25 protein-coding genes are annotated in these 25,423 nt (G+C 41.2%); 15 read left to right on the plus strand and 10 right to left on the minus strand.

Translation table 11 applies throughout. The annotated features are described in order from the left end of the window. Positions 1-111: 111 nt before the first annotated feature. The 3 genes from DBT_RS07555 (at position 112) to coaD (ending at position 2,512) form a co-directional block, all read left to right on the plus strand. Entirely contained in the window at positions 112-1,389 is a 1,278-nt protein-coding gene (locus DBT_RS07555) for a class II fructose-bisphosphate aldolase (protein WP_067618614.1), read from the plus strand. A gap of 66 nt (positions 1,390-1,455) precedes the next feature. Further along, positions 1,456-2,064 carry a 16S rRNA (guanine(966)-N(2))-methyltransferase RsmD gene (rsmD, locus tag DBT_RS07560; RefSeq protein WP_083186701.1) on the plus strand — a complete coding sequence of 203 codons (609 nt, stop codon included), beginning with the start codon at positions 1,456-1,458 and terminating at the stop codon, positions 2,062-2,064. Further along, positions 2,030-2,512, plus strand: a complete 483-nt coding sequence (gene coaD / locus DBT_RS07565; RefSeq protein WP_067618617.1) for a pantetheine-phosphate adenylyltransferase — start codon at positions 2,030-2,032, stop codon at positions 2,510-2,512. Before rsmD ends, coaD begins: the two co-directional genes overlap by 35 nt. Before the next feature lie 109 nt (positions 2,513-2,621). On the opposite strand, the gene amrA is transcribed toward coaD, so the two are convergent. Next, the gene (gene amrA / locus DBT_RS07570; RefSeq protein WP_067618620.1) at positions 2,622-3,188 is read right to left on the minus strand and encodes an AmmeMemoRadiSam system protein A; all 567 of its coding nucleotides are present in this window, start codon (positions 3,186-3,188) and stop codon (positions 2,622-2,624) included. Positions 3,189-3,327: 139 nt separating this feature from the next. Beyond that, positions 3,328-4,614: a nucleotide sugar dehydrogenase gene (locus tag DBT_RS07575; protein WP_067618623.1), complete on the minus strand. Its 1,287-nt coding sequence runs from the start codon at positions 4,612-4,614 to the stop codon at positions 3,328-3,330. A 98-nt stretch (positions 4,615-4,712) separates the two neighbouring features. On the opposite strand from DBT_RS07575, the gene DBT_RS07580 reads away from it, so the two are divergent. After that, entirely contained in the window at positions 4,713-4,961 is a 249-nt protein-coding gene (locus DBT_RS07580; RefSeq protein ID WP_067618626.1) for a hypothetical protein, read from the plus strand. 15 nt (positions 4,962-4,976) lie between these two features. Continuing rightward, on the plus strand, positions 4,977-6,197 hold the full coding sequence (locus tag DBT_RS07585) for a mechanosensitive ion channel family protein (RefSeq protein ID WP_067618629.1): 1,221 nt from the start codon (positions 4,977-4,979) through the stop codon (positions 6,195-6,197). On the opposite strand, the gene DBT_RS07590 is transcribed toward DBT_RS07585, so the two are convergent. Beyond that, the gene (locus DBT_RS07590; RefSeq protein ID WP_161939936.1) at positions 6,171-8,618 is read right to left on the minus strand and encodes a PAS domain-containing hybrid sensor histidine kinase/response regulator; all 2,448 of its coding nucleotides are present in this window, start codon (positions 8,616-8,618) and stop codon (positions 6,171-6,173) included. The genes DBT_RS07585 and DBT_RS07590 overlap by 27 nt on opposite strands. Positions 8,619-9,006: 388 nt before the next feature. On the opposite strand from DBT_RS07590, the gene DBT_RS07595 reads away from it, so the two are divergent. The 6 genes from DBT_RS07595 (at position 9,007) to DBT_RS07625 (ending at position 13,763) form a co-directional block, all read left to right on the plus strand. Then, positions 9,007-9,789: an MlaE family ABC transporter permease gene (locus DBT_RS07595; protein WP_067618635.1), complete on the plus strand. Its 783-nt coding sequence runs from the start codon at positions 9,007-9,009 to the stop codon at positions 9,787-9,789. 270 nt (positions 9,790-10,059) lie between these two features. Then, a complete protein-coding gene (locus DBT_RS07605) occupies positions 10,060-11,301 on the plus strand; it encodes an ATP-binding cassette domain-containing protein (protein WP_067618640.1) in 1,242 nt (413 codons plus the stop codon). Then, positions 11,294-11,767, plus strand: coding sequence for an outer membrane lipid asymmetry maintenance protein MlaD (gene mlaD, locus DBT_RS07610; RefSeq protein ID WP_067618643.1), 474 nt, complete (start codon positions 11,294-11,296; stop codon positions 11,765-11,767). Before DBT_RS07605 ends, mlaD begins: the two co-directional genes overlap by 8 nt. Then, entirely contained in the window at positions 11,764-12,402 is a 639-nt protein-coding gene (locus DBT_RS07615; protein WP_067618646.1) for an MlaC/ttg2D family ABC transporter substrate-binding protein, read from the plus strand. The genes mlaD and DBT_RS07615 overlap by 4 nt, the downstream gene beginning before the upstream one ends. Beyond that, on the plus strand, positions 12,402-13,148 hold the full coding sequence (locus DBT_RS07620) for an MlaA family lipoprotein (protein WP_067618649.1): 747 nt from the start codon (positions 12,402-12,404) through the stop codon (positions 13,146-13,148). The genes DBT_RS07615 and DBT_RS07620 overlap by 1 nt, the downstream gene beginning before the upstream one ends. Positions 13,149-13,574: 426 nt before the next feature. Continuing rightward, the gene (locus DBT_RS07625; RefSeq protein WP_067618652.1) at positions 13,575-13,763 is read left to right on the plus strand and encodes a Rho termination factor N-terminal domain-containing protein; all 189 of its coding nucleotides are present in this window, start codon (positions 13,575-13,577) and stop codon (positions 13,761-13,763) included. A 47-nt stretch (positions 13,764-13,810) separates the two neighbouring features. On the opposite strand, the gene DBT_RS07630 is transcribed toward DBT_RS07625, so the two are convergent. The 7 genes from DBT_RS07630 to pyrR are packed head-to-tail and all read right to left on the minus strand — an operon-like array spanning position 13,811 to position 19,060. Further along, on the minus strand, positions 13,811-14,293 hold the full coding sequence (locus tag DBT_RS07630) for a dTDP-4-dehydrorhamnose 3,5-epimerase family protein (protein ID WP_067618655.1): 483 nt from the start codon (positions 14,291-14,293) through the stop codon (positions 13,811-13,813). A gap of 3 nt (positions 14,294-14,296) precedes the next feature. Further along, positions 14,297-15,364, minus strand: coding sequence for a glucose-1-phosphate thymidylyltransferase (locus DBT_RS07635; RefSeq protein WP_067618659.1), 1,068 nt, complete (start codon positions 15,362-15,364; stop codon positions 14,297-14,299). Continuing rightward, on the minus strand, positions 15,345-15,869 hold the full coding sequence (gene tsaE, locus DBT_RS07640; protein WP_067618662.1) for a tRNA (adenosine(37)-N6)-threonylcarbamoyltransferase complex ATPase subunit type 1 TsaE: 525 nt from the start codon (positions 15,867-15,869) through the stop codon (positions 15,345-15,347). Before tsaE ends, DBT_RS07635 begins: the two co-directional genes overlap by 20 nt. A 4-nt stretch (positions 15,870-15,873) precedes the next feature. Continuing rightward, complete coding sequence (locus tag DBT_RS07645; protein ID WP_067618665.1) at positions 15,874-16,632, minus strand: ABC transporter permease; 759 nt, start codon at positions 16,630-16,632, stop codon at positions 15,874-15,876. Then, entirely contained in the window at positions 16,629-17,555 is a 927-nt protein-coding gene (locus DBT_RS07650) for an ABC transporter ATP-binding protein (RefSeq protein WP_067618668.1), read from the minus strand. Before DBT_RS07650 ends, DBT_RS07645 begins: the two co-directional genes overlap by 4 nt. Continuing rightward, a complete protein-coding gene (gene pdxA / locus DBT_RS07655; protein WP_067618671.1) occupies positions 17,531-18,514 on the minus strand; it encodes a 4-hydroxythreonine-4-phosphate dehydrogenase PdxA in 984 nt (327 codons plus the stop codon). Before pdxA ends, DBT_RS07650 begins: the two co-directional genes overlap by 25 nt. Then, a complete protein-coding gene (gene pyrR, locus DBT_RS07660; protein ID WP_067618674.1) occupies positions 18,515-19,060 on the minus strand; it encodes a bifunctional pyr operon transcriptional regulator/uracil phosphoribosyltransferase PyrR in 546 nt (181 codons plus the stop codon). It abuts the gene before it with no gap. A 376-nt stretch (positions 19,061-19,436) separates the two neighbouring features. Here pyrR and DBT_RS07665 point away from each other — a divergent pair, with 376 nt between their 5' ends. The 4 genes from DBT_RS07665 (at position 19,437) to fusA (ending at position 25,316) form a co-directional block, all read left to right on the plus strand. Further along, the gene (locus DBT_RS07665) at positions 19,437-20,366 is read left to right on the plus strand and encodes a nitrite/sulfite reductase domain-containing protein (protein ID WP_067618677.1); all 930 of its coding nucleotides are present in this window, start codon (positions 19,437-19,439) and stop codon (positions 20,364-20,366) included. A 449-nt stretch (positions 20,367-20,815) separates the two neighbouring features. Then, positions 20,816-22,315 carry a multiheme c-type cytochrome gene (locus DBT_RS07670; protein WP_067618679.1) on the plus strand — a complete coding sequence of 500 codons (1,500 nt, stop codon included), beginning with the start codon at positions 20,816-20,818 and terminating at the stop codon, positions 22,313-22,315. A 73-nt stretch (positions 22,316-22,388) separates the two neighbouring features. Continuing rightward, complete coding sequence (locus tag DBT_RS07675) at positions 22,389-23,069, plus strand: hypothetical protein (protein ID WP_067618682.1); 681 nt, start codon at positions 22,389-22,391, stop codon at positions 23,067-23,069. A 207-nt stretch (positions 23,070-23,276) separates the two neighbouring features. After that, a complete protein-coding gene (gene fusA / locus DBT_RS07680; RefSeq protein ID WP_067618685.1) occupies positions 23,277-25,316 on the plus strand; it encodes an elongation factor G in 2,040 nt (679 codons plus the stop codon). Positions 25,317-25,423: the final 107 nt, after the last annotated feature.

Genomic DNA, 25,423 nt, shown 5'->3' on the forward strand with positions numbered 1-25,423 from the left:
TTTAGGTGTAAAGACCGCCCCTGCGGTTTACCGCAGGGGAATATAAATTCACTGGTTTGATATTATTTTGGATTTCAAAAGGTATTTCTAATTTAATAAAGGAGGTGCGGTATGGCCACCAGAGACTTTGAGAGGGCGTTAGAGGTTGGTAGACCTCCCAATGTAAAAAGGCTCTTTCCAAATTCTAAGGCTCTTATAGTTAGTGGAAAGGTAATTGATAGGGCCTTGTTAAAAAAGGGTAAGGCCATGACCATTGCTGCAAATGGCAGGAATTACTTTGTTATTAGAGGTGCTCTTCTCGCAGCTCAGAGGGCAAATGCAGCCATAATCATTGAAATTGCAAAGTCTGAGGGAGGGAGAAATGCTTATTGTGCAATAAATTTCTGGAATTTGGCCAGAATTACTGATCAGCTAATGAATGAATTAGGGATAACAGTTCCAGTGGCAATTCATGCAGATCACTATGGGATTAAAAAGAAAGAAGATGTTGAGGCAGCAAAGATAGAAATTCCGTCCATATTCGATGCTGGCATTACCTCAATAGCTATTGATGCCTCTCATATGAATGATGACGAAAATCTCCTTGCCAACATTGAACTATCCCCATATGTGCCCACTTGGGCTGGCTATGAGACAGAAGTTGGAGAGATCAAAGGGAAAGAAGGTTTGAGCACTCCTGAAGAAGCACTCTTTTTAATAAAGGGACTTAATGCTCACAACATATTTCCAGACTGGATTGCATTGAATAATGGTACAACCCATGGCATTCAGGATAGTGATCAGGGTATTCAGGTGGCTCTTACCCAAGAGATCCATAAGGCCCTAGAGCCCTATAAGTTGTCTGGTGCGCAACATGGCACATCAGGTAACAGCTCTGAGAGACTAAAGGAAATAGCACAGAAGACGAATACCACTAAGGCCAATGTGGCTACAGCCCTTCAGATGCTCTCTTGGGGGGTAGAGGTCAATGACTATGGTAATGCTGTATTAAATGAGGACGGGACTCCAAAGAAGATCCCAGGAGAAGGGGTTACTGAAGAGCTTTGGGAGGAGATGCTATCATATGCCAAGGAAAAGGGATTGAAGGGTGGCAATTTTAAAAAGCTGAACCTCCCCTTTGAAAATAAACTTCTAGGCCAGTCTCGTGAAGTGAGAGAGCGCATGGCCAAAAGAGTCGAGGATTTTGTTTATCACCTCTTGACGGATGTATTTAATGCAACGGATACTGCCCAGCTTGCAATAGATCTTATATGCGAGAAGGGAAGTTATGATCTTGGTCCTAAAGCTGAAAGGATTGAGAATCCAGAGGAGTGGACCGAGGAAAAAATTAGGGAAAAGGCAAAGGCCATATCTAGAGACAGAGGACCTGAGGGAGATTTCGATGATTGATTAAACCATTCTTTCGTTGGCCACGCTTATTTGATGGACACGGGAGAATGGGCTTCGGAGTAAGAGGTGCGAATTATAGGTGGGCGGATTGGTGGAATTAGACTGAAATCTCCTAAAGGGAGGGGAACGAGGCCAACTACAGACAGGGTTAGAGAGGCTATTTTTAACCGGCTCGAACATGTGCTCCTGGACAGAGGAGGATTTGAGGGAAAAAAGATTCTAGATCTTTTTTCCGGGACAGGGGCCCTTGGCATAGAGGCCTTGTCAAGGGGCGCAGAGCTTGCTGTTTTTGTTGAATCAAATAGATATGTCTTTGATATTTTAAGAGAAAATTTAAAGATTTCTTCGATGATCGACAGGGCCAAACCCTTTTGTCTGGATCTCATTAAGAGGGACTTTCCTTGGCGAAAGATAAAAAGCCTCGGGCCCTTTGATGTTATTTTCGCAGATCCACCTTATGGAAAAGGTATGTCAACTATGGCACTAAATAGAGTTATGTCCCACGACATATTATCATTTGGCGGGATATTTGTTTTAGAAGAAGAATGGGGTAAGGGACCAAGTGGAGAATCCTTTGGTTTGAGGGATTTAGGAGCACGAAGATACGGAAGAACTGTTGTACATTTGTGGGAAAGGAGAGATGAAAAAGAAGATAGTATATCCAGGGACATTTGATCCAGTAACAAATGGACATCTCGATCTCATTGAGAGGGCTCTGAAGATCTTTGATGAGGTTATTGTTGCCATTGGAGAAAACCCTTTGAAAACTCCAATTTTTTCGGTGGAAGAGCGTTTAGATCTCCTCCGCAATACTGCCGGAAAGGATCCACGAGTCAAGGTCATGAGTTTTGATGGGCTTGTAGTAGATTTTGCAAAAAAAATCGGTGCCTGTGCTATCTTGAGGGGGCTTAGGGCAGTGTCTGACTTTGATTCTGAACTTCAAAGGGCCCTCATGAATAGAAAGCTTTCTCGCGATATAGAGACAGTATTTTTGATGACTGGTTTTAGATGGATCTTTATAAGTTCAACTATTGTAAAAGAGGCAGCAAAATTTGGTGGCGATCTGAGCGGACTTGTACCAAAGCTCGTTGAAGAGAGGCTTAAAGAGAAGTTTCAAAGATAACTCACAGGATTCCGTACCTGTCTCGTCGTACGAATCTTGTACCTCCTGGATATATTTGGCAGCCTTTGGGCCTACACAGAGAAGTCTAAGGTACAATTTGAGGTGCTGGCTATTGGCACCCCTTTGATTGATTACACGTTTCGTCAAATATCTCTGCGCTGAAAATCAATATTTTGGTATCAGGGTCTTTCCAGCAACCAGGATATAAGCCCGCTTTTATACACGTCTGGTCAAGAAATTGGATTCTATCCCAGCCGTACTCTACTGCCACCTGTGGCAACAGTACCCCTCCATAAGGTCCTTTAATAATGTAAATACCATGGGTGCCCACCTCTATCTCCTCTATAGAACTGATTTCCTTTAAAGGAGATAGGACCGAGATCTCTATTTCTATTGCTTTAAATTCATCTGGGCTTAGGGGTTTGAATCTAGGGTCATGAAACGCAGCCTGTATAGCCATGTCTGACACTACCTCGATAAGGGGCTTGTTGGTAACGAAGGTGCCAATGCAGCCTCTGAGGCTACCTTTGATTTTTAATGTTACAAATGCCCCTCGAGGCTCAAGAAGTTCCTTGTCTGTAATGGCAGGTAGCATTAATGGGCTATCAAAGAGTTCAGATGCAATGGAATCCCTTGCAATTTTTATTAATAATTTTTTTTGCTCAGTTTTTAACATGATACACCTCGAAAATACTAATAACAGGTAGAAGGCAGAAGGTAGAAGGAAGAAGTTAAAAAAGTTTTTTCCTTCAACTCAACACTCAAAACTCAACATCTTTAAAATGCTTCTCCCTTCTTCCTTCTCTCTAATTAAATCACAGTCGCCAGTGTACTATGCCTGTGCCTTTAAAAGTATGTAAAGGTATTACTGATTTTACATCCATTATTACTCCTTTGTTTTTCTTTTTAAAAGAATCCACTATTTCATTAAGCATAGAAACATATTCTTTATGAGGGACTGCTAATATAAGTGCATCGACATCTAATGGGACTTCTGTTTCAGGTTCTATAGAGAAGACTTCCTTTATTTCCTCTTTGGCTGCAAGTGGATCGTGGATCTTCGGTACTATTCCATAATCCCTTATTTCATTTACTATGTCTACTACCCTGGTATTCCTAATATCAGGACAATTTTCTTTAAATGTGACCCCAAGCACTGCAACTTTTGCCTGTTCAACTGGGATTCGTTGTCTTAAAAGCTCTTTTATAGTCCTTTGAGCAACGTATATGCCCATAGAATCATTGATTCTTCTGCCTGCGAGTATGACTTCTGGATGGTAACCAATTCGTTTTGCGAGGTGGGTTAGATAGTAGGGGTCGACCCCAATACAGTGGCCCCCAACAAGGCCTGGTCTAAAAGGCAAGAAGTTCCATTTTGTCCCTGCCGCTTTAAGTACCTCTAGGGTATCGATACCAAGTCTGTTGAATATGAGAGCTAGTTCATTCATTAGGGCAATATTGAGATCCCTTTGAGTATTCTCAATAACTTTTGCTGCCTCAGCAACCTTTATGCTTGGGGCCCTATAAACTCCGGCCTCTACCACCATTTCATAAGTGTTGGCTACAAATTCTAGTGTCTGGGGGTCTTGGGCTGACACAACCTTTACGATCTTTTCAAGGGTATGGTCAGGGTCACCTGGATTGATTCGTTCTGGAGAATAGCCTACCTTAAAATCTGTTCCGCATTTTAGCCCTGAATATTTCTCTAAAATAGGAACGCAAAATTCTTCTGTGACCCCTGGATAGACTGTGGATTCATAGACAACTACTGTCCCCTTCGACAAATTTTTGCCTGTAATGATGGATGCCCCTTCAAGATAGCTGAGGTCAGGGGCCTTACTTTCATCGATAGGAGTTGGTACAGCTATAATGATCATTTCAACGCCGTTGAGCAGTGACGCATCGTTAGTAAATTTCACTAGTTGACTTGCCTTAAAATCTGCCTGAGTAATTAGCCCTGCAGGGTCAACTCCATTTTTGTAACTTTCAATCTTTCTTTTATCTACATCAAAGCCAATAGTTCTAACCTTTGTGCCGAAGGCAAGGGCCAGTGGAAGACCAACATAGCCAAGACCAACAATACCCACTGATTTTGCTTGCATAATACCTACTCCTTGAATTATTTTTTATTTACCTGATAATTTTGAACAGAACAGCTTGAGATAACCAAGCTTAAACTCTGATTAGGCAGCTTGCAAGTTTGCCAAAGATCGAAGCCAAAGAGGAGCCTATAAACGTTCATGTGCCAATTAGCACAGCTCGTAGGATGAAACGGGAAAAGATGGAGAAGGGAGAAGAAAATTCAAGATTCAAAATTCAAGATTTCAGGACCGATCCCAGTTGGCCGCAGGGCTTTGGTGTGGGCAGTGCTTGCTTCTACCTTCTTCCTTCTACCTTATGTAAAGAGCGAGAAGTACGTATTGTCCATGGGAAATCATTATATCTTTAATTAGTATTTTTAGCTATGACAACGATCTACACATATATACATGGGATGTTGCCAATCAAGAATTTACTATTATTTGCATTTATAGCTGTTTTATCCTGGCTCAGTATATGGATTACCAAGAAATTCATTGTCCGAAGCCTCCACTTTTGGATAAAAAAGACAAAGACAGATATTGATGACGTTCTTGTACAGCATGGAGTTTTAGACACTTTAATATATCTTGCTCCGGCTCTTGTCATCTATTATGGGTCCCATTTATTTCCAAATGTGTCCCCTATGATTCAGCGCGTAGTGAGTGCGTACTGTTTTTTCATATTAATTCTCGTCATTGATAGGGTGTTGTCTGCGGCTCTTTCCATTTATGAGCGATATCCAATATCAAGAAAGAGACCAATTAAAGGCTATATCCAGATAATAAAGATATTCTTTTATGTAATGGGGACTGTGCTCATAGTATGTGTACTAATTGATCAGTCTCCATGGGCTATTTTGAGTGGAATAGGCGCCCTAACTGCAGTACTACTTCTAGTATTTAGGGATACCATACTTTCCTTTGTTGCCAGCATTCAGATTGTAACCAATGATCTCATCCATGTAGGAGATTGGATTGAAATGCCTCAATATGGGGCAGACGGTGAGGTTATTGAACTAGCCCTTCATACAGTAAAGGTCCAAAACTGGGATAAAACTATAACAACAATCCCTACTTACAAACTCATCCAGGATTCTTTTAAAAATTGGCGGGGTATGGAAGAATCTGGTGGGCGGAGGATAAAGCGATCAATATTGATTGATCAGTTGAGTATACGATTTTTAGAAGATGAAGAAATAGAACGATTAAAGAAGATTAAGATATTAAGGCCATATCTGGAGCAAAAGGAAAGAGAACTGAGAGAATACAATTCGGCCCATGGTATTTCGGAGACGGACAGCCCTGTTAACGGTAGAAGGCTCACAAACATAGGTACTTTTAGGGCCTATTGTGTTGCCTACCTTAAAGAACATCCTCTTATAAGAAAGGATATGACTTTTTTAGTCAGACAACTGCCTCCATCCCCACAGGGGCTACCATTGGAGATATACGTTTTTTCCGCTGATACAAGATGGGCGAATTATGAGGCAATTCAGGCAGACATATTTGACCACCTCTTGTCTGCAATCTCAGAGTTTGATCTTCGAGTGTTTCAATATCCATCAGGACATGATTTATTAATTACTAGAACAATAACGAAATAGTTTTTGACTAAGTATTTCCTTGATAGCTCTAGTCAAATCGTGGACTGAAAATGGCTTTTTCAAAAACATGGTCAATTCTGGATCGAGATCCACGTCCATGGCAATATCTATAGGATAGCCTGATATAATTATTCCAGGAAGTTCAGGATAAAATGCCCTTGCCTCTTTTAATAGTCTTTTGCCGTCCATTCCGAGGAGTGCAAGGTCTGCTATCAGTAGATCAGGTTCATATTCGCTATATCGAAGAATGTTGATAGCCTCTTCCCCTAATCTTGTCTTGATTACCCTTGCCCCCAGGGATTCTAAATGACCGGCTAGAGTTTCTCTTATCATGTCTTCATCTTCAACAAGTAAAATAGTCAGATTGGAAAAATCCTTGGGCTGGGGATTAAATAATACCTTCTCTCCATCCGGATTAGGTAAAATATCCATATCTTCATGGATAGCCGGCACATAGAAATACACAGAAGTTCCGTATCCAACTGAACTCTCTATAAAAACCTTTCCTCCAAGTTGTTTCGCGATTCCGTGGACAAGAAATAGTCCAAGCCCTTTTCCTTCTCCAAAAGGCTTAGTGGTGAAAAATGGTTCAAAGGCTCGCTCAAGTACCTCTCTACTCATACCACAGCCAAAATCTCTGATTTTAAAATAACAATATTCTCCAGGAGTGAGTTGGAGTCTGTCGGCTTCGTCCTGGAAGAATTGTTTTTTTCCTGTCTCGATAATTATAGAGCCTCCATTAGGCATGGAGTCTTTTGCATTTGATAAAATATTTATAAGTGCCTGACAAAGTAAGTCTTTATCTGCGAGAGCGACCAGCTTTTCAGAAGGAGTTTCAATTGAAACTTTTATGCCATCTTCTTCCCAGCCTTTGAGCAGTGCTACCACTTCATTTGCAACTGTATTTAAGTTAATTGGACCCAAAGCTATAGGAGCCTTTTTGCTAAAAGCAAGGAGATTGCGGGTGATTTTAGAGGCCCTTTTAGCGGTTTTTTGAATAGCCATCACCTTTTTTCTTAATTGAGCTTCCTCGGATATATCCATCAAAAGGAGTTCACATTGGCCAAGAATTGCCATGAGAAGATTGTTAAATTCATGTGCAATACCACCGGCTAACCTTCCTATGGCCTCCATTTTTTGCGCAGTCCGTAGCTGAGATTCCAGTTTTCTTCTTTCCGTAATGTCAACCCCTGTACAAACTATGGCATCGACAGCATTGTTGTCATCTATAAGTGAAGTCAGGGTCCAAGAGACATTGATAATGGCCCCATTTTTTGTTTCACAATTTATTTCGATTGGGCCTGCTTTATCAAACGTTAGGGCAACACTAAATGCCTTTTGCATGGCGGCCTTATCACTTTTTTGAATAAGTACTTCCCAGATTTTCTTGCCCACTAGTTCTGATTCACTTCTTTTCGTAATCTCAGCTACTACTCGATTTATTTTCTGTATATTACCAGATGAGTCTGCGATAACTAAAAGGATATTAGCGCTTTCGAGAGCTGCATTGGTAAAGTCCCGTTCTTTTCGAAGGGATAATTCAAGCCCCCTTCTTTCTTCCATGTTTTCGACTAAGGCAATTGCGGCGATGACCCTTTCGTTATCATCTTTAATGGGAATCCCTGTTGCTGATATGTATACCTGTTCTCTAGAAATAGTGGATGTGTATGGGCCGGTATATTTGGGAAATTCACCCCTTAAAGTGCGTTTGAGCATTCCCCTGAGAATTGGATTGTACGAGGATAAGGCATTGAACCCGATGAGTTGGTCTCGTTTAACCTTTAAAAGATCAGCAAGATATTGGTTACAGTCAACAATTTTTCCTGTCCTATCGAAACATCCTATGCCTATTGGGGAGTGTTCAAAGATCATTCGATACCTTTCATAAGAGTTGATTAGGGCAAGTTCTGCCTCCTTTTTGCAAGTTACATCCTCTATAACTCCAAATAAAAAATCATCTCCATGTGAGGTATTCATTAGCGATCCACTCCAATGGGTCCATCTAAAGCCACCCTTATCATTTAATAATCGAAATGTTATATCTAACGGTTTGCTTTTTAAGAAAAAATTTTTGAGGTGTTTTATAGCATAGGTTCTATCTTCTGGATGGACATAGTTATAAATTAATTTGGTATCTAGATAAAATTCCTTTTGATGCCGTCCGGTCCATTCTTGGATTTTGGGAGAAATATAAGTAAGGATTGCTGTCTCAGGACCATGAACAGCTGTGAATGCAATAATTGGTATGTATTTCAAGATTTCTCGATGATTAGAATCCTTTATCGTTAAAAGGAGCAATTCTTTCGGTGGGTTTAGCCATTGTAGTTCAAATGTCAGGAAAAATTTTCCAGGCAACTGGCATTCATGGGGCACACATATTGTGATATTTCTAGGAAGGTCTCTGAGGTCGTTTTTTAACAAAAAATGTTCTATTTTTGGGAAAAGAGGGCCTAGATATTCCTTAATGTTTGCAGGTAGCGTTAAGCCTTTTGTGCCACAAATTGTACAAAATAGATTGTTAGTATAAATTACCTTATCAGCTTGTAGAACTGCGGCTGGTAAGCTTAGAGAATCAATTATATTAGACCATTGAGATAATGCTTCCATAGGGGACCGATCGACCAACATCAATTTTTATCTTTACTATCATAAAAAGAAAAAAAGTGCAATGAATAGATAAAAATGAGTTACAAAGATTAAATTTCCCTTTTTCTCCCCAAAAAACTGGGAGGAATTGAAGATATTTCGATTTTATTTAGTTGAAAAATATTATATTTATACTACATAGATCCCTTTAAAGGAGTAGAAAATGCGTATTTTACAGGAACTTGGGGCTCGATTCTTGAGTTTTATTGATGACCTTGGGGGAATGGCAATATTTTTTCTTATAGGTTTTACCAAGGCACTTACACCCCCGTTCCAGTTACAGAAGATTGTTAGTCAGTTGTATTTTATAGGTTCTAAGTCCCTTTTAATCATTTTCTTAGTGGGACTTTTTACGGGTATGGTCCTAGGACTTCAGGGATATTATACTTTGGTAAAATTTGGTTCAGAGGGACTTTTGGGTGCTGCTGTGGCCCTTTCGCTGATCCGAGAACTAGGACCAGCCTTAACGGCAATAATGGTAATAGGTAGAGCAGGCTCCTCAATGGCTGCTGAGATTGGTATAATGCGAATTTCTGAACAAATAGACGCTCTTGAGACTATGGATATAGACCCAATACGTTTTTTGTTTTCACCAAAACTGGTGGCCTCTATCATAAGTTTTCCAATCTTAACCGCTTTTTTTGACGTGATAGGAATAATTGGAGGTTATCTTACAGGTGTAGTCCTACTTGGGATAAACCGAGGAATATATTTTTATCGCATAGAAAATGCGGTTGAGTTGCAGGATGTGACTGGAGGTTTTATTAAGGCATTGGTATTTGGTGCCTTGGTTGCTGTGATTTGCTGTTACCAGGGATTTTATATGCATAAGAGACCAGGAGGATTTGGAGCAAAAGGAGTGAGCCTTGCAACCACTTCTTCTGTGGTAATATCTTGTGTGGTCGTGTTGATTGCGGATTATGTCTTAACCTCATTTTTACTTTAACCTAAGTCCTGTACGACAAAAGGGGGCAAAAATGAATTTTATATATTTTAACAGCCAGTTGCATGACTGTAAGCCAGTAAATAAAATTGACTTTTTCAGTGAATTGAACAGGCTATATTTTTTGCCCCCTTTTGATGCCTTTCGAGATAGGCGATTTTGCTCAGGTCTCTTCGTTGGCGGGGGCTTGAAGTACCTAAGAACGTTTGCCCCCTTCCGCCTTATTTTTTGGGTAAACTCGCCCATTGTAGGATTTAAGATTAAGAGTTAACGATGGCACAAAAAACACCGTTAATCGAATTTGTGGATGTGAAAAAGGCCTTTGGAGAAAAGGTTGTTTTAGATGGGGTATCATGCGCCTTTTATGAGGGTGAGATAACTACGATTATTGGTAAAAGTGGAGTAGGTAAAAGCGTTTTTTTGAAGCATATCGTGGGACTTTTAAAGCCTGATTCAGGCCAGATAAGAGTTAGGGGAGTGCCCTTATCAAAGATGGATCGTGAATCATTAAAGGCCTTTAAAAAAAGCATCAGCTACATGTTTCAAAGTAATGCCCTTTTTGATTCTATGACGATCTATGAAAATATAGCCTTGCCCTTAGTTGAAAGGAGGCAACTGACTAAGGCACAGATCGACGAAAAGGTACGCTCTAAGGTAGAGCAACTGGAATTGGGAGACGTGCTCAGCAAATATCCATCCCAGATTTCTGGAGGAATGCAAAAGAGGGTGGCCCTTGCTAGGGCATTAATAACAGATCCTAAGATAGTCCTTTTTGATGAACCTACAGCTGGCCTTGATCCACTTAGAAAAAATGCGGTTTTCAGTATGGTACATCATTATCAGAAGAGTTTTGGATTTACGGGTATTATTGTAAGCCACGATATCCCAGATGTGTTTTATATATCGGACAGAGTAGCTATTTTAGAAGGTGGGAAGATTATATTTCAGGGGTCTCCAATGGCATTGGAGCAAAGCCCAGATCCTACTGTAAAATTATTTATTGGTGGGGAAATGGGACTTATCGATGAATTAACTGGCCTCCTTACCCGAGCAGAGATGGAGTATAGAGTGAGGCATGAAATGGTTTTAAGGGAGGCTAGGGGAGTGCCTATGAAAATGGGGCTTTTTTCAGTGGGAAACCTTGAAGAGATTGATGAACACGTGGGACATATTGCAAGTCATAAGATATTTCAGTGTCTTGCCGGAGAACTTATTGAATTTTTTGGAAAAAATGTGGTTGCAGGCAGGTGCGGTCCCAGTGAAATATTAGTTTTATTTCCAATAACTGGAAATAAGTTCAGCGAAGGTTTTCTCAAGGAACTTTCGCAAAGGCTTAAGAAAAAGCCATTTTTGCAAAAAAATACCTACTCAAGAGTATGTAGAGATTTCAATATCCGAGGAGCTGTACGGGAATTCAGAGGAAAAAAATCGTTTGAGGAGATTATATGCAACCTCAGGGAGAGTCTAAAGGATATTGCTGCATTAAGGTGTAATAGGGAGAGCAATAATGAATAGATATAAAATAGAGACAGCAGTAGGGCTATTTGTTTTTATTGGAATAGTTTGCATTGCATACCTTACAATCAAACTTGGTAAGATGGAATTGATTGGATCGAATTATTATATTGTTTATGCCCAGTTTGATTCGGTTTCTGGTCTAAAGAAAGATAGTAACGTTGAAATAGCAGGGGTCCCCGTAGGGAGGGTATCTTCTATTAAGCTGGATCCGAAAGAGAAGATAGCAATTGTGGGGCTAAAAATTGCAAAAGACATCAAACTCGAGGATGATTGCATTGCCTCAATTAAAACCCGAGGCCTTATTGGAGATAAATTTGTAAAGATTATTCCTGGCGGTTCCGATACTTTTTTAAAACCAGGAGATACCATTGTAGATACTGAATCGGCTGTGGATATAGAGGACCTTATTGGAAAGTATGTTTTTGGAAATGTAGATAATACTAATGATAAGGAGTTACAATGAAAAGAAACAGCGTTATTTTACCAATAATATTACTAACAGTTGCATTAAATTTTGGAATAGCCTTTGCTAATAACTCTTTTAAGGGGCCTCAACAAGTCGTACAAACTGCTATCGATTCTGTAATAGAGACCCTCAAAAAGTATCCGTGTATAAACAAAGCAGATGCAAATTGTAAGAAACAAAAGGATAGAATCCATGAAATTGCGGGAAAATTTATAGATTTTGATCAGGTTGGAAAATTGGCATTAGGCCGTTTTAGGCGGCACTTTTCAAAGGAAGAATGGCAAGAATTTAAGATACTATTTCGAGAGTTACTAGAGAATACATATATGAAACGTCTTCAGGAATATTCTGGAGAAAAGATTGTCTTTGAAAGTGTAAGGCGACTTTCCGAAGTTAAGGCCCAGGTTGACACCAAGGTTATATCCAGCACAAAATCTATTCCTGTATCCTACAGACTTGTGAAAAGGGATGGTTGTTGGAAGGTCTATGACATCCTAGTAGAAGGTGTCAGCCTTCTAAAAAATTACAGACAGCAATTTACAAGTATTTTGCGTTCCAAGAAGCCTGCTTATTTAAACAAACTTCTTGAACGCAAAGTGGCTTCCCTTGAAAAGGGAGATGGAGGTGAGTAATGAGGAAGTTTGTTGTATTTGTTGGATTATTTTTTTTATCCCTGGGACAAGTTGTGAATTCTGTAGCTGGAACTGTTGAAACTGGTATTTATAATGACGTGGACTCTGAAGGATTTGAGGAATATGAAGGAGATCAGATTGAGCAAATAAGTGATCCGTTAGAAGGATTTAATAGAGCTGTTTTTACCTTTAATGATAGACTCTACTTTTGGGTGTTAAAGCCAGTTTCAGTTGGCTATGGCAAAGTAGTTCCTGAGATTGTGAGGCGTGGAGTCAAGAATTTCTTTTATAATTTGAATTATCCAATGAGATTTGTGGGAGCTGTCACCCAGTTGAAGGCAAAAAAGGCAGCTATGGAGACATTTAGATTCTTGACGAATACTGTCTTTGGTCTTGGAGGGCTAATAGATTATTCTGGTGTGTTTCCCGATTTCAAAGTATCTGAAGAAGATACTGGACAGACCCTTGGATACTATGGTGTTGGAAATGGAATTTATATTGTATGGCCATTCCTCGGGCCAATGAGCCTTAGAGATACTCTTGGATTCTCAATAGATTATTTCTTGCAACCAGTAAGTTATATAAACCCAATTTACTTGTCATTCGGTGTTCGTTCCTATGAGGTTGTAAATAAGACTAGTTTTGAGATTGGTGACTATGAGGCAATTAAAAAGTCTTCTTTAGATCCCTATATTGCAATTAGAGATGCCTATTTACAGTACAGGGCCTCTCAAGTTGCGAAATAGGGTTCTTGGTCGTAATGTCGCAGCTATAGACACCTCTGACGGAGACATAGACATTTTCCACTCTGGCATATGCCAGAGTGGGAAAATATTTTAATGGTCTTCGTAGGCCTGGGTCAGGCTATTGAGATTAGTTCGAAATTTGGACCTGCAAGGGGCTCAAAATTTTAATGAATCTCTTAAGTTATCACGAAGTTGAAGCAAATAGTACCGTCTGCACTCCTTCCGCATCATAAATTTTTGGCAAAATTGCGAACTGCATAATTTGGGATTATTAGATAAAATTATAATTTGTTCTTGGATTTATGAAACTCCAAGGGGTATGATGTATTTTGAACTAGATGGGTTCTCTGGAGTACTGGTGTAAAATATGTTGATATTTCAACTTGATTCATTATCATTTAAAAAAAGTAGGTAGGGGGACGGGTAATGAAGGTCATTCAGATTAGAGAAAAGGCCAAGGCTCTTAAGGTGAAAAATTATTCTCGAATGAGAAAAGTTGACCTTATTAGGGCAGTCCAGCTTGCAGAAGGTAATACTGATTGTTTTAAAAGGATCAATGAATGTGGACAAATGGATTGCCTATGGCGTAGTGACTGCCAGGAAGACAACACTTAAATAGTTTTTTCGTCTTCTTTGGTCTTTGGCAAGAGATTGATTAGTGCCTACAATTTAAATGGGCTATTGGGGTCATTCTCATATCGAATTTCATCCACTGGACCTCTTTTGCCTTCACCTGCATATAGCTTGTTAGGAGCATTGAAAACAAGGCCAGGGCCGGGGCCTATTGATTTATAACCGTGAACCACCCCTGGCGGTACGATTATCATCTTAGGAGAGTCTTGGCCTGCAAAGATTATCTGTCTGGTCATGTATGTTTCTGAGTGAGATCTATTGTCCCAAAGCACCACCTTGAAATTTCCGGGTCCTATAAAGCAAAAGATATCAGTCTGTTCTTTATGTGCATGTGGCCCCCTTGTAATCCCAGGATTTGTCATGGAGGCATAGGCCATCTGGGGATGAATTTCGTAATAGAGCTCGTCATGTCTATAAAGCTCACAGAGCCATCCCCTCTCATCTAAAAATTTTTTTAGATCTCTTACTATTACTCCATCTATAATTCCGTCAATAAAACTGTTCTTCTCCATTTCTTATACCTCTACTAGTGAGTGATCTCCGATCATTAGTTGCAGGGCTGATACTAGACCTGCTGCCTTTTTTACTTTTGCGTGGCGTCCTATCAAGCTATCTTCAAGACGCTCTATATTTTCTACTATAGCATTTGAAAGGATAACAGTGTGTTGGACTACTGACCGTATTATTGAACTATTAGGTCCTATGCTTGTAAATGGCCCGATGAAAGAATCTTTTATGATAGTCCCCCGGCCTATTACACATGGCCCTCTGACAACACTATTTTCGATAATAGCATCCTCTTCAAGGCGGACGCGACCTTCTACAGTGCTTTTGGTATCAATTTTACCCTTGATTTCCCTTTTGATGTAGTCATCTAGAACCACTCTGTTTGCCTTTAGAAAATCATCTTTTTTCCCGGTATCCAACCACCATCCTTCCAGGATTTTTCCTTCTACCCTTTTACCTTTATTGATAAGCACCTGTATTGCATCTGTAATTTCAAGTTCACCTCGCCAGGAAGGCCGTATCGAGTTTATGGCGTCATGAATTGCTGGAGAAAAGAGATATACTCCAACAAGTGCGAGATTCGATGGAGGCACCTTTGGTTTTTCCACAAGTTTTTCAATAGTGCCATCGTTTCCCAGCATTGCTACACCGAAACGTGTAGGGTCATGGACCTCTTTTAAAAAAATTAGGGCATCAGGACTTGTTTTATTAAACACCTCCAGGGCATCTGTTAGGCCTGTGCCTAAAAGATTGTCTCCTAAATACATTACAAAGGGGCTATCTTCTAAAAATGACCTTGCTGTTTTTACTGCATGGGCAAGGCCAAGTGGTTGTTCTTGCAAAATGAACTCGATGTTTACACCCCATTTTCCACCGTTTCCAAGATATTGCCTGACTTCATCTTGCGTCTCAGGGGCGACAATGACACCAACTTCACGAATACCTGCCTCGCTGATGTGGTTCATTACATAACCGAGAATCGGCTGATTGGCTACAGGTACCAATTGTTTTGCCATGGTATGGGTAAGGGGTCTAAGTCTTGTCCCCCTGCCACCACTAAGAACCAGCGCCTTCAATAGTGATTCCCTCCTTCTCAAGGCATTCTTTTAACAAAATCAGCCTTTGTTCCCACGAATTCATATTGGCTCGAAATTCAACAATTCTCTCATCACTGTCGCCCAGAGGTGGAAAGCTGATTTCAATTTCAAGGGGTGCAAGATCCTGCCTTGCTGATTCTTCTAAAAACTCTGCCCATTCGAGCATTACTAGATATGTCCCCTGATCAATATAATCATAAAGGCCTGTTTCTACGAGATCTCCTCCCTCTCCTATCCTATAGAGATCTCCATGTACAATAGGCATATCAGCACCATCATATTGGTGTAAAATGGAAAAAGTCGGGCTCGTAACAAGCCTTTTATCTACTCCAAGATTGCTCAGTGTCTCCCTAATAAGGGTGGTTTTACCTGCTCCAAGATCCCCTGTAAAAAGGATTAAATCTCCTTTTTTTAGGAGTTTTGAAATGCACTTTCCTAGAGCGCGCGTTTGGGATAGGTTTTTTACCAAAACTGTCAGTCTCATAGTCTTATTGGATCAGCCTCTTTTTCATTAGTTTTGCTGCAATAATAATACTGGCCAAGGAGTATGTTGATAGCACTATGATATCTGAGATCTTAATAAGGTTTGGAGATCCGTAACAGAGTTTTCTGGAGATCTCTACTGCCCCTGAAAGGGGAAGAAGTTTTATCACGAGCTTAGCCCACATGCCAAGTGTTTCAACTGGGAAAAAGATACCTGAAAAGAGAAAAAGAGGCGTGATTAAAAGCGAGGTGAAGTAGTTAAAAAATTCATAGTTTGTTGCCAAGGCAGTCATAATTAGTCCTGTTGATGAAAAGATGATGCCTTCAAGGAAGAGGACGGGGACAATAAAAATGGTCCACCATGACGGTATAATGCCAAAAAGTGGTATTGCCATTAACATGATGAGCCCTGAAATAAGGCCCTTTGTGGCCCCCCAAACTATTTCTCCTAATGTAAGATCCAAAACGTTTACAGGAGTCATGAGGATGGCATGAAAGGTCTTTTGGGTTGATAGTCGCGTGTACGAGCCATAAGTTGCCTCAAATGCGGCACTATACATAACTGAAGAGGCAATTAGCCCAGGTGCAATAAATTGTAGATACGTCATGCCCTCAATTTCAGGGACATTTCGGCCCAGACCATAGCCCATGGCAAGTAGAAAGAGAAATGGCTGCCCCAGGTTACCTATGAGGCTTGCCTGAATATGCTTTTTCCATACCCAGAAGTTTCTTAGCCAGACCTTTGTGAATAACAGCGATTTCATCCTTCTACGAACTTTCTGCCAGTATAGCGCAAAAATAGATCCTCCAAATTTGCTGGTCTTTTGATGACGTGGCTGAATCTAAGACTAAGGCGTTCAGCTTCTGGGCAAGGCCCTTTTGTGTAAATGTACAGTCTTGTTCCGTGAATTTCAAAGGTGCAGTTACACCCACTGAGTTCTTTCTGTAAGATGGTGAGGTCAAAATCATCGCGTTCCACCTCAAATACGCTATCGCCAACGTGCTCTGCGATTAGAGCTTGTGGTTCTCCTTCAATGAGCTTTTTGCCTTGTTCCATGATTATCACGTGATCCGCCAACCGTGAAACCTCTTCCATATAATGACTTGTAAGGAGCATGGTGGTGCCCTCACGTTTCAAAATGTCTAGCCTATCCCAGATTAGGTGTCTTGCCTGTGGGTCAAGTCCTATAGTGGGTTCATCCAATATGAGGAGTAGTGGTTCGTTTATGAGGGCCCTTGCAATAATAAGACGCCTTCTCTGGCCACCTGAAAGGTTCTGAATAATTTCGTTATGCCTAGACTCTAGAGCAAAGAATCTCAGGAGTTCTTTTGCACGCTTTAGGGCAAGGTGTCGTGGAATGCGAAAATAAGAGGCATAGATAATCAAGTTTTCGAGTACTGTTAGATCAGGGTCCAAATTATCTGATTGTGGAGCAACGCCTATCTTCTGTTTTATTGTACTTAAATGGTTTGAAAGTGATTGCCCAAAGATTGTTATCTTGCCCTTTGTTGGTATAACCAATCCCAAGATCATATTTATGGTCGTAGTCTTTCCAGCTCCATTGGGTCCCAAGAGGGCTATGCATTTTCCTTCTTCAACAGATAAATCCAGGCCATGGACAGCAAGTCGATTTTCAAAGACCTTTGTTAGACCTTCGATCCTTATGATTGGTAGCTTTTTCTGCATTGGACTATGAATTTGGCGGTATTTATTGCTGCTTCAAGGCTAATGGGATTGGCTGTTCCCGATCCGGCAATGTCATAGGCGGTGCCATGATCCACAGAAGTCCTGACAATGGGGAGATTGAGGGTGACATTTACTCCATCTTCAAAGTGGACCAATTTTAGTGGTATTAGCCCTTGATCATGGTATTGGGCAACACATGCGTGAAATTCTCCCTTGAGCGCCCTGTAAAACACGGTGTCAGGCGGATATGGTCCACTACAGTCTATGCCCTTTTCTCTGGCCTTTTCTATAGCAGGTTTTATTATTCTATCATCTTCATCTCCAAACAGCCCACCTTCCCCTGCATGTGGGTTAAGGCCTGAGACTGCAATTTTGGGCGAGGACACTCCAAAGTCCTTTTTTAGTGATTCATTGACTATGGTGATGGTCTTAAAGACCTTTTCCTCAGTGATGAGTTTTGGAACTTCGCGAAGCTTGCAGTGGATAGTTACCAGCACAACCGCAAGCCGTGGCCCTCTTAGCATCATGAGGTAATCTTTTGTATTGGTTAGTTCCCCCAGGATTTCGGTGTGTCCAGGATAAGGTAAGCCGCAAAGGCGAAGCCCTTCTTTTGTTATGGGGCAGGTTACAACTGCACTTATTTGGTTATTTAACGCTGCCTTAGTAGCAGCCACCACATATTCATAGGAGGCCATGCCTGTAATGGGTGTTGCCTTACCTACTGGGATCTCATTAGGATCAAGGTTTGTAACGGGGATTAGAGGAATCCCATAATCTTTTGATTCTAGATCTACTAAGGGGACATCGAATCCCACAAACTCCATGGCCCTTTTGAGGATTCCAGGATCCCCATATACTACCACCCTTTTTTGGATCATCCAGTCAGGATTTTTTGAAAAGACCTTTATGATTATTTCAGGGCCAATCCCTGCTGGACAGCCCATGGTAATTCCAATCATTCAATTGTCCTCTTTTTGAACAACCACTACTTGGTCTTGGCCTGCTATCTCTTTGAGTAAGACATTTACGTGTTCATTTGGAGATGAATCCAGTCTTATACCCACGAAGTCGGGTTGGATCGGTAGTTCTCTGAGCCCACGGTCTACCAAGACTGCGAGCTGAATCTTTTGGGGTCTGCCAAGGTCTGATATGGCATCAAGGGCGGCTCTCACTGTTCTCCCTGTAAAAAGTACGTCGTCTACGAGGATGACGCATTTATCGTCTGTGGTAAAGGGAATATTGGTTCTTTTCACAATGGGAAGATAGCTGAGCTTACTCCAGTCGTCCCTATAAAGGGTTATATCAAGGCATCCTACTGGTACATCTATACCTTCAATTTGTTTTATTCTTTCCTTTAATCTGTGGCCTAAAGGGACCCCTCCTGTGTGGATACCAATCAGGACAAGAGATTCACCTCCCTGATTTTTTTCCACTATTTCATGGGCCATACGAGTAAGGGTACGTTCAATTCCCTTTTGGTCGAGTATGGTTTTGACTCTAGCCATAAAACCTCCTCCTGAAATCTCTAGACTTCCATGACCTAAAATTTTGTCAACCCCACAATTTTTGTGGAAGATTTAAATTGAGTTTTTATCCCAAATTATGCACTTCGAATGTCCTGAAAAAGGATTTTTAGAATGCTCCCATAATAATAGATTTTGAGGATTTTTGAGAAAAAAGGAGTCTTTGGGAATATTTTAACTATTAACTGCTGTTTCCTTGCCATGGTAATGCCCCCTAGCGGGATTTTGGAGAAGTGGTATGGTAACAAATAAAGTAGCTCAAATTGAGAGCTAGAATATAACTAGCTAATATCTCAACTCATCTAGTTTTTTGGAATGTATCAATTGGTTTCAATTAAATTAAGGAGGTAATAGTCTAATGATTCAAAAGTATGTTAATAAAGGATTTATCCAACAGCTAGATGGCACTTACACTGTATTAATTCATCCTGTTAATGGCTATCTTAAGCCTGAACAGATAGAAACTGTGTACAAGCTGGCCAACCAATATGGAAAGGTTAAGCTCACAGTTACTGAAGCCATTATGATTTTTGGCATAAAACCCGAGAACTTTGATCAGGTGGCTGAAGAGTTAGCAAGAGTAGATCTACCTCTGGCTGATATCGGGCCAGTTGTGCGAAATGTTAAGGTTTGTTCTAGTCAGTATTGTAAGCACGTTATACACGACGTTACGCCTCTGGCTGCAGAAATCAACCAGCGTCTTGCAGGGATGACGACGCCTAAAAAGTTTAAGATATCCATGAATGGGTGCCCCAATTCATGCGTGGAGGCACAACTAAACGACCTCGGGATCATAGCTGTCAAGGACGGATACTGGCTCTACATTGGGGGCAAAGGCGGACGCCAACCCCAATTGGCTACTCGGCTGGATGTGGTGATCAAGGAAGAATATCTGGTTGAAACTGTCGAACGAATAGTTAAGGGCTATATTCAGGTTGCCCAAAACGAGCGATTGGGTGAAGTTATTAACCGCATGGGGCTTTTGCCATTCCTTAAGGTGGCGCTGGCCTGGAATAGCGAAGGGATTAAGACGTGTATTGGGGCGCGGTATTGTAAAAACGGAGTTGGTGATGTCCATGCTTTGGCCGAGAACATAACCTCCAATGGCAATGTACAGGGCAATATCACCATCAGTGGCTGTGGCAATGCATGTGCTGTTAACCCTGAAGCTCGTTGCAATGTAATTGTCCTGAAAGATAGGCTATGGATAAATAGCGACAGCGGCATGGATGTCCTTAAAGCGGACCAGTTATCTGAGTATCTCAAGGAAAAAGCTATTTTAAAATAGCCGTATACTTTAATTCCTAAGGAAATATGAAAATCGTTAGTTTCATCACTGAGAAGCCGGTTATTATTAAAGGTAAGGAACACCTGGGCTTTTGCTTAGAAGAGAGATCACCTCCCAATTAATAAAGCCCCAAGACCGGCTAAATAGGGGGGATGTTGCCAATAAAGACGACCAACTGCCTTTGGATTGGCAAACTTCTTTGGTAATAAGCCCCCCTTCTATGGATTTCCCTGGCTTGGACATAGCGGAAAACGAGTTTTGTATCAAATGTAGCCATCAGGCCAGGACAATGAACTACCTAAAAATATGTTTTTTATGGTAAATCAAGAGCTTGTATGCTTTTTGGTTGGAGGTGGGCTGTTTCTTCTCTTTCGTAATGGTCCCTCCTTAGAAAAATAATAAGTTATAATCTAGTTAAATAAGTGGTGTTTAACAAAAAAGGAGACATTATGAAAAGTTATGCGAGATTATTGGTTTATTGGTTGGTGGTAATGCTGGTAACAGGTATTTTAACAAACACTGCCATTGCCGACAGTGGAAATGACAAAAATCTTAGTGATGAAACTACTGAATGTCTTGAGTGTCACATTGATGCTACCTCTTTTGTTGTAAATGATTGGAAGAGGTCGAAACACTACTTCAATGGTACTGGTTGCTATGAATGTCATAAGTCGGATGAATCTAATCCGGCGGCTTTCAAACATAATGGCTATGTCATTTCCACACTGGTTACTCCGAAGCAGTGTGCCAGTTGTCATCCTGGAGTTGTTAAAGAATATACCAACTCCATTCATTCCAAATCTGGACTGATCGCCCATAATGCTGAGGCCAAGGCTGGTGGTAATTTTGCAGTTATCGTCCTGCAGATGATGGGCTGGGGCCCTAAGACCATTATTCCCCACGGCGACTATTGGAAAGATATTGTCAATGATCCTGCATGGACTTATGCTGGTGTCCCAGAAAAATTGAAAACCTCAACCCCAAAAGCAACAGACATTTTAAATGTATTTAGTGGCTTTGGATGCTATTCCTGTCATGGTACAATTATAAAGATTGTCCGGAAGAGTGAAGACAAGGTTGTGTTCGATCTGACGACCTGGCCCATGATAGGTGCTGGTACGGTCAACCCAGACGGCACAACCGGTTCCTGTGTAGCATGTCATCCATTTCATAGCTTTAAGTTAAGAGTTGTTAGGGCTGGAGTAGGTGCCTGCGGCAGGTGTCATGAGTCAGAAGATCATCCCAACTACGAAATGTACGGCAGATCCCTACACGGGGCCATGTTTCTTTCCAAGGCACACGAATGGAACCTTGATTCGCCTGCTATCAAGGCAGGACGCGATTATTTTGCACCTACCTGTGCTACCTGTCATATGGGAGCGGTTTATGATGGAGATGATATGATCTATCCGCCCACTCATAATCCGGCATCTATTTCTAAATGGAAACTTGGCATGTGGAAGGTTACCGTCGTTAGGAAAGCTGGCATGTCTGATCCAGGAATTCCCAATATTAAATTTCCATCCGATGGATTGAAAAACAGAGAAAGAGCAATTGCTATGTGCAGCCAATGCCATACAAAGCAGTGGGTGGCCAACGCACTTATAAATGGCGATCTTTCAATGGCGACACTCGACTATTTCAGACAGATTGCCTTAAAAGTAGAAAACGACCTGCAAGAGGCAGGGCTCCATACACCTGCGGATAGAAAAATCGTCAGGGATATTGGAGCGATGGCTGTAAGACCTACATGTATAGCCATGTTCCATTATGCGCCTGGATACATCTGGTGGGATGGTATCTATAAGCTTGCCTTTGAACTTACAGAGTGGTTGGAAAATAGCGTTGAGCCAAGATTGGGAGCAGATTATGTAAGTAAATATGTTTCGTGGATCAAAGAACACAAAGAAAAGGTAGAAAAATATCGTGAAAAAAGGCAGTTAAAATAGGAAATGACTGCTGTGATGAAATTCTCCCCTCCTCTTTTGGAGGGGAGAGTCATCTTAGTCTAGAGGTATCCATATGAATTCTTTGAAATTTTTTGGAATTATCATTTTTATCCTAGTGCCGTCCATATTATTTGCAGGGAATAATAATAAGGATGAGGAATATGTTGTAACTACGTCCAAAGGGGTCAGGCTCACTGTTGATGAATTTAAACCCTACTATGAGAAATATAAAAAAAGAGTAATCAGTGAAAAGGGTAAGGAGTGGTACTTTAATCTCTCAGATAAAATAATAGCGGCCAAGGAGCTTGTCCTCCAAAAGATTATACTTAATGAAGCAAAGAGAGAAAAAATAGAGGAAACACAATATTTTAAGAAGTACCGTGTAGAAATGGAAGAGAAATATCAACAAGTGGAGAAAATAGCAAAGGATGAGAAAATTCCGATAGAAATAATAAAGCTGATGAAGGAAAGAATAAAAAACGGTTATCTTGTAAAGGCTTATCTCAATAAAGAAATAGGACCATATCTGAGTGTATCCGATGATGACGTGGACAATTTTTTAATGTTTCACAAAGGGAAATATGTGTTAAAGCCTGATAAAAATAATCCAAAAGCCAGGGTAATCCATAGGGAGGCTTTGGTCCGATTTATCCAGCAAGAGAAAAGAGAAGAAGTGGCAAATCAATTGGCTAAGCAGCTATTTAAATCCTATCAGGTTAAAGTAAATAGTAATTTATTAATAAAAATCAATTAGTTTTGAAGATTTGTAGTAGTTCCAATTTGTTCTCATATTTGTGTAATGGTCCCAAAACAAAGAGGTCTTTTTGAACGCTGCTAGGGTTAGTGCGAAGGTAGGTTTCAAAAAAAGATGAATTTCAGGTGATAAAGTATGCCGTTGTAAGTTCCTAGTATTTCTGTTAGAAATTAGGTGCCAAAAAAATGCTGTTTCGAGGTATATAGTATGGCTGGTGAAGGAAAAATAAAAAAGATTCGTAATATTGGTATCATAGCCCATATTGACGCAGGGAAGACAACACTTACTGAAAGGATACTCTACTATACTGGAAAGACCCACAGGATAGGAGAGGTTCACGACGGCCAGGCAACCATGGACTGGATGCCAGAAGAACAAGAAAGGGGAATTACGATTACAAGCGCCGTTACCACTTGTTTCTGGCGCGATTCTGAGATCCACATCATCGATACCCCTGGACACGTGGACTTTACCATCGAAGTGGAAAGGAGCCTTAGGGTCCTTGATGGTGCCATAGGAGTGTTTTGTGCAGTAGGATGCGTGGAACCTCAGTCAGAGACTGTATGGCACCAGGCTGACAAGTATAGAGTCCCAAAGATGGCCTTTATAAACAAAATGGACAGGCTTGGAGCCAATTTTTGGGGTGCCATTGAAGAGATGAAGGAGAAACTGGGGGCAAATCCCCTTGTTCTCACTATACCGTATGGTGCAGAAGATGATTTTAAAGGTGTCTTCGATGTAATTAAAAAGAAGCTGATACTTTGGGATGAAGAGTCTTTGGGGCAGAAGTTTGAGGAACTCCCTGTTCCTCCTGATTTCGAGGAAGAAGTGGAGAAGGCCCATCAGGAACTCCTCGAGTCTCTGGCAGATCTCAATGAAGATATCATGGAAAAATATCTGAATGAGGAACCCATAGAAGACAAGTTGATCCACAAGGCCATTAGAGAGGCTACAATTGGCCTTAAAGGAGTGCCTGTTTTCTGTGGCTCTGCACTCAAAAATAAAGGCGTTCAGCCGGTCCTTGATGGGATCTCTCGGTATTTACCGAGCCCCCTTGATATACCGCCAGTTAAAGGGACAGATCCAAAGACTGGCGAAGAGATCACTCGCCCAAGTAAGTTTGACGCCCCTTTGAGCGCCCTTGCCTTTAAGGTACAGATGGATCAGGGGAGAAAGATGACCTTTGTGAGGGTCTATTCCGGAGTCTTAAAGGCTGGTGAAGAGGTATTCAATCCTGGAAAGAATAAGAAGGAAAGGGTTGCAAGACTCCTTCAAATGCACGCAAATAAAAGAGAGCGTATTCAAGAGGCAGGGGCAGGAAGCATTGTTGCTGTGATGGGGTTAAAGCACACTGTAACAGGCGATACCATTTGTGATCCTAAAAATCCCATATTGCTCGAGCCCATAGAGGCATATCAACCAGTGATCTCTGTAGCAGTTGAACCCAAGACGTCTAAGGACCAGGACAAGGTGGATCTCGCCCTATCAAAGTTGGCTGAAGAGGATCCCACATTCAAGGTCCGTTATGATGAAGATACTGGTCAGACCATCATATCTGGAATGGGGGAACTCCATCTTGATGTGTTGACCCATAGGCTTTTAAGGGAGTTCAATGCCCCAGTTAGAGTTGGAAAGCCACAGGTAGTCTATCGTGAGACAATTACAAAAGAGGCTGAGGTCTCAGAACAATTTGATAGAGAGATTGCTGGTACGAGACAGGTCGCATCCATTGTCATAAGAGCTGTCCCAAGGCCAAGGGGATCAGGAAATCTTGTTAGAAGTGAAATTGACCCATCTCTACTCCCAGAAGGGTATGAGGAACTCATACTGGATGCCCTCCGACAGGGACTTGAGAGCGGAGTGCTGCGAGGCTATCCCATGGAGGACGTGGAGGTAGTATTAAAGGATGCGACCTTTCATGAAGGGCTCTCAACTGAGATTGCCTTTAGGGCTGCGGCATCTCAGGCCCTTAGAAAGGCATTGGAAGATGGGGATCCGGTCCTCTTAGAACCTATGATGAAACTCGAGATCCTTGTGCCAGACGAATTTCTTGGGGATTGTATCGGTGATCTTAATTCCAGAAATGGAAAGATCGAGGAAATTTCACCAAGGGGAGCTGTTCAAGTGGTTAAGGCCATTTGCCCTCTAGCCAATCTTTTTGGATATTCCACAGCCCTTAGATCCCTAACCCAGGGGAGAGCAACTTTCACAATGGTGTTCTCTCATTTTGACGAGCAAAAGGCCTAAAAAAGCTGGTTTTGGAATACACATGACACCCTTTAAAAGTGTTGAGTTTTGAGTTATGAGTTTTGAGTTAGAGGAAGCGAATCTTTAATAGCCCTATTCCTTCAACT

The sequence above is a fragment of the Dissulfuribacter thermophilus genome, from assembly GCF_001687335.1.
GTDB lineage: Bacteria > Desulfobacterota > Dissulfuribacteria > Dissulfuribacterales > Dissulfuribacteraceae > Dissulfuribacter > Dissulfuribacter thermophilus.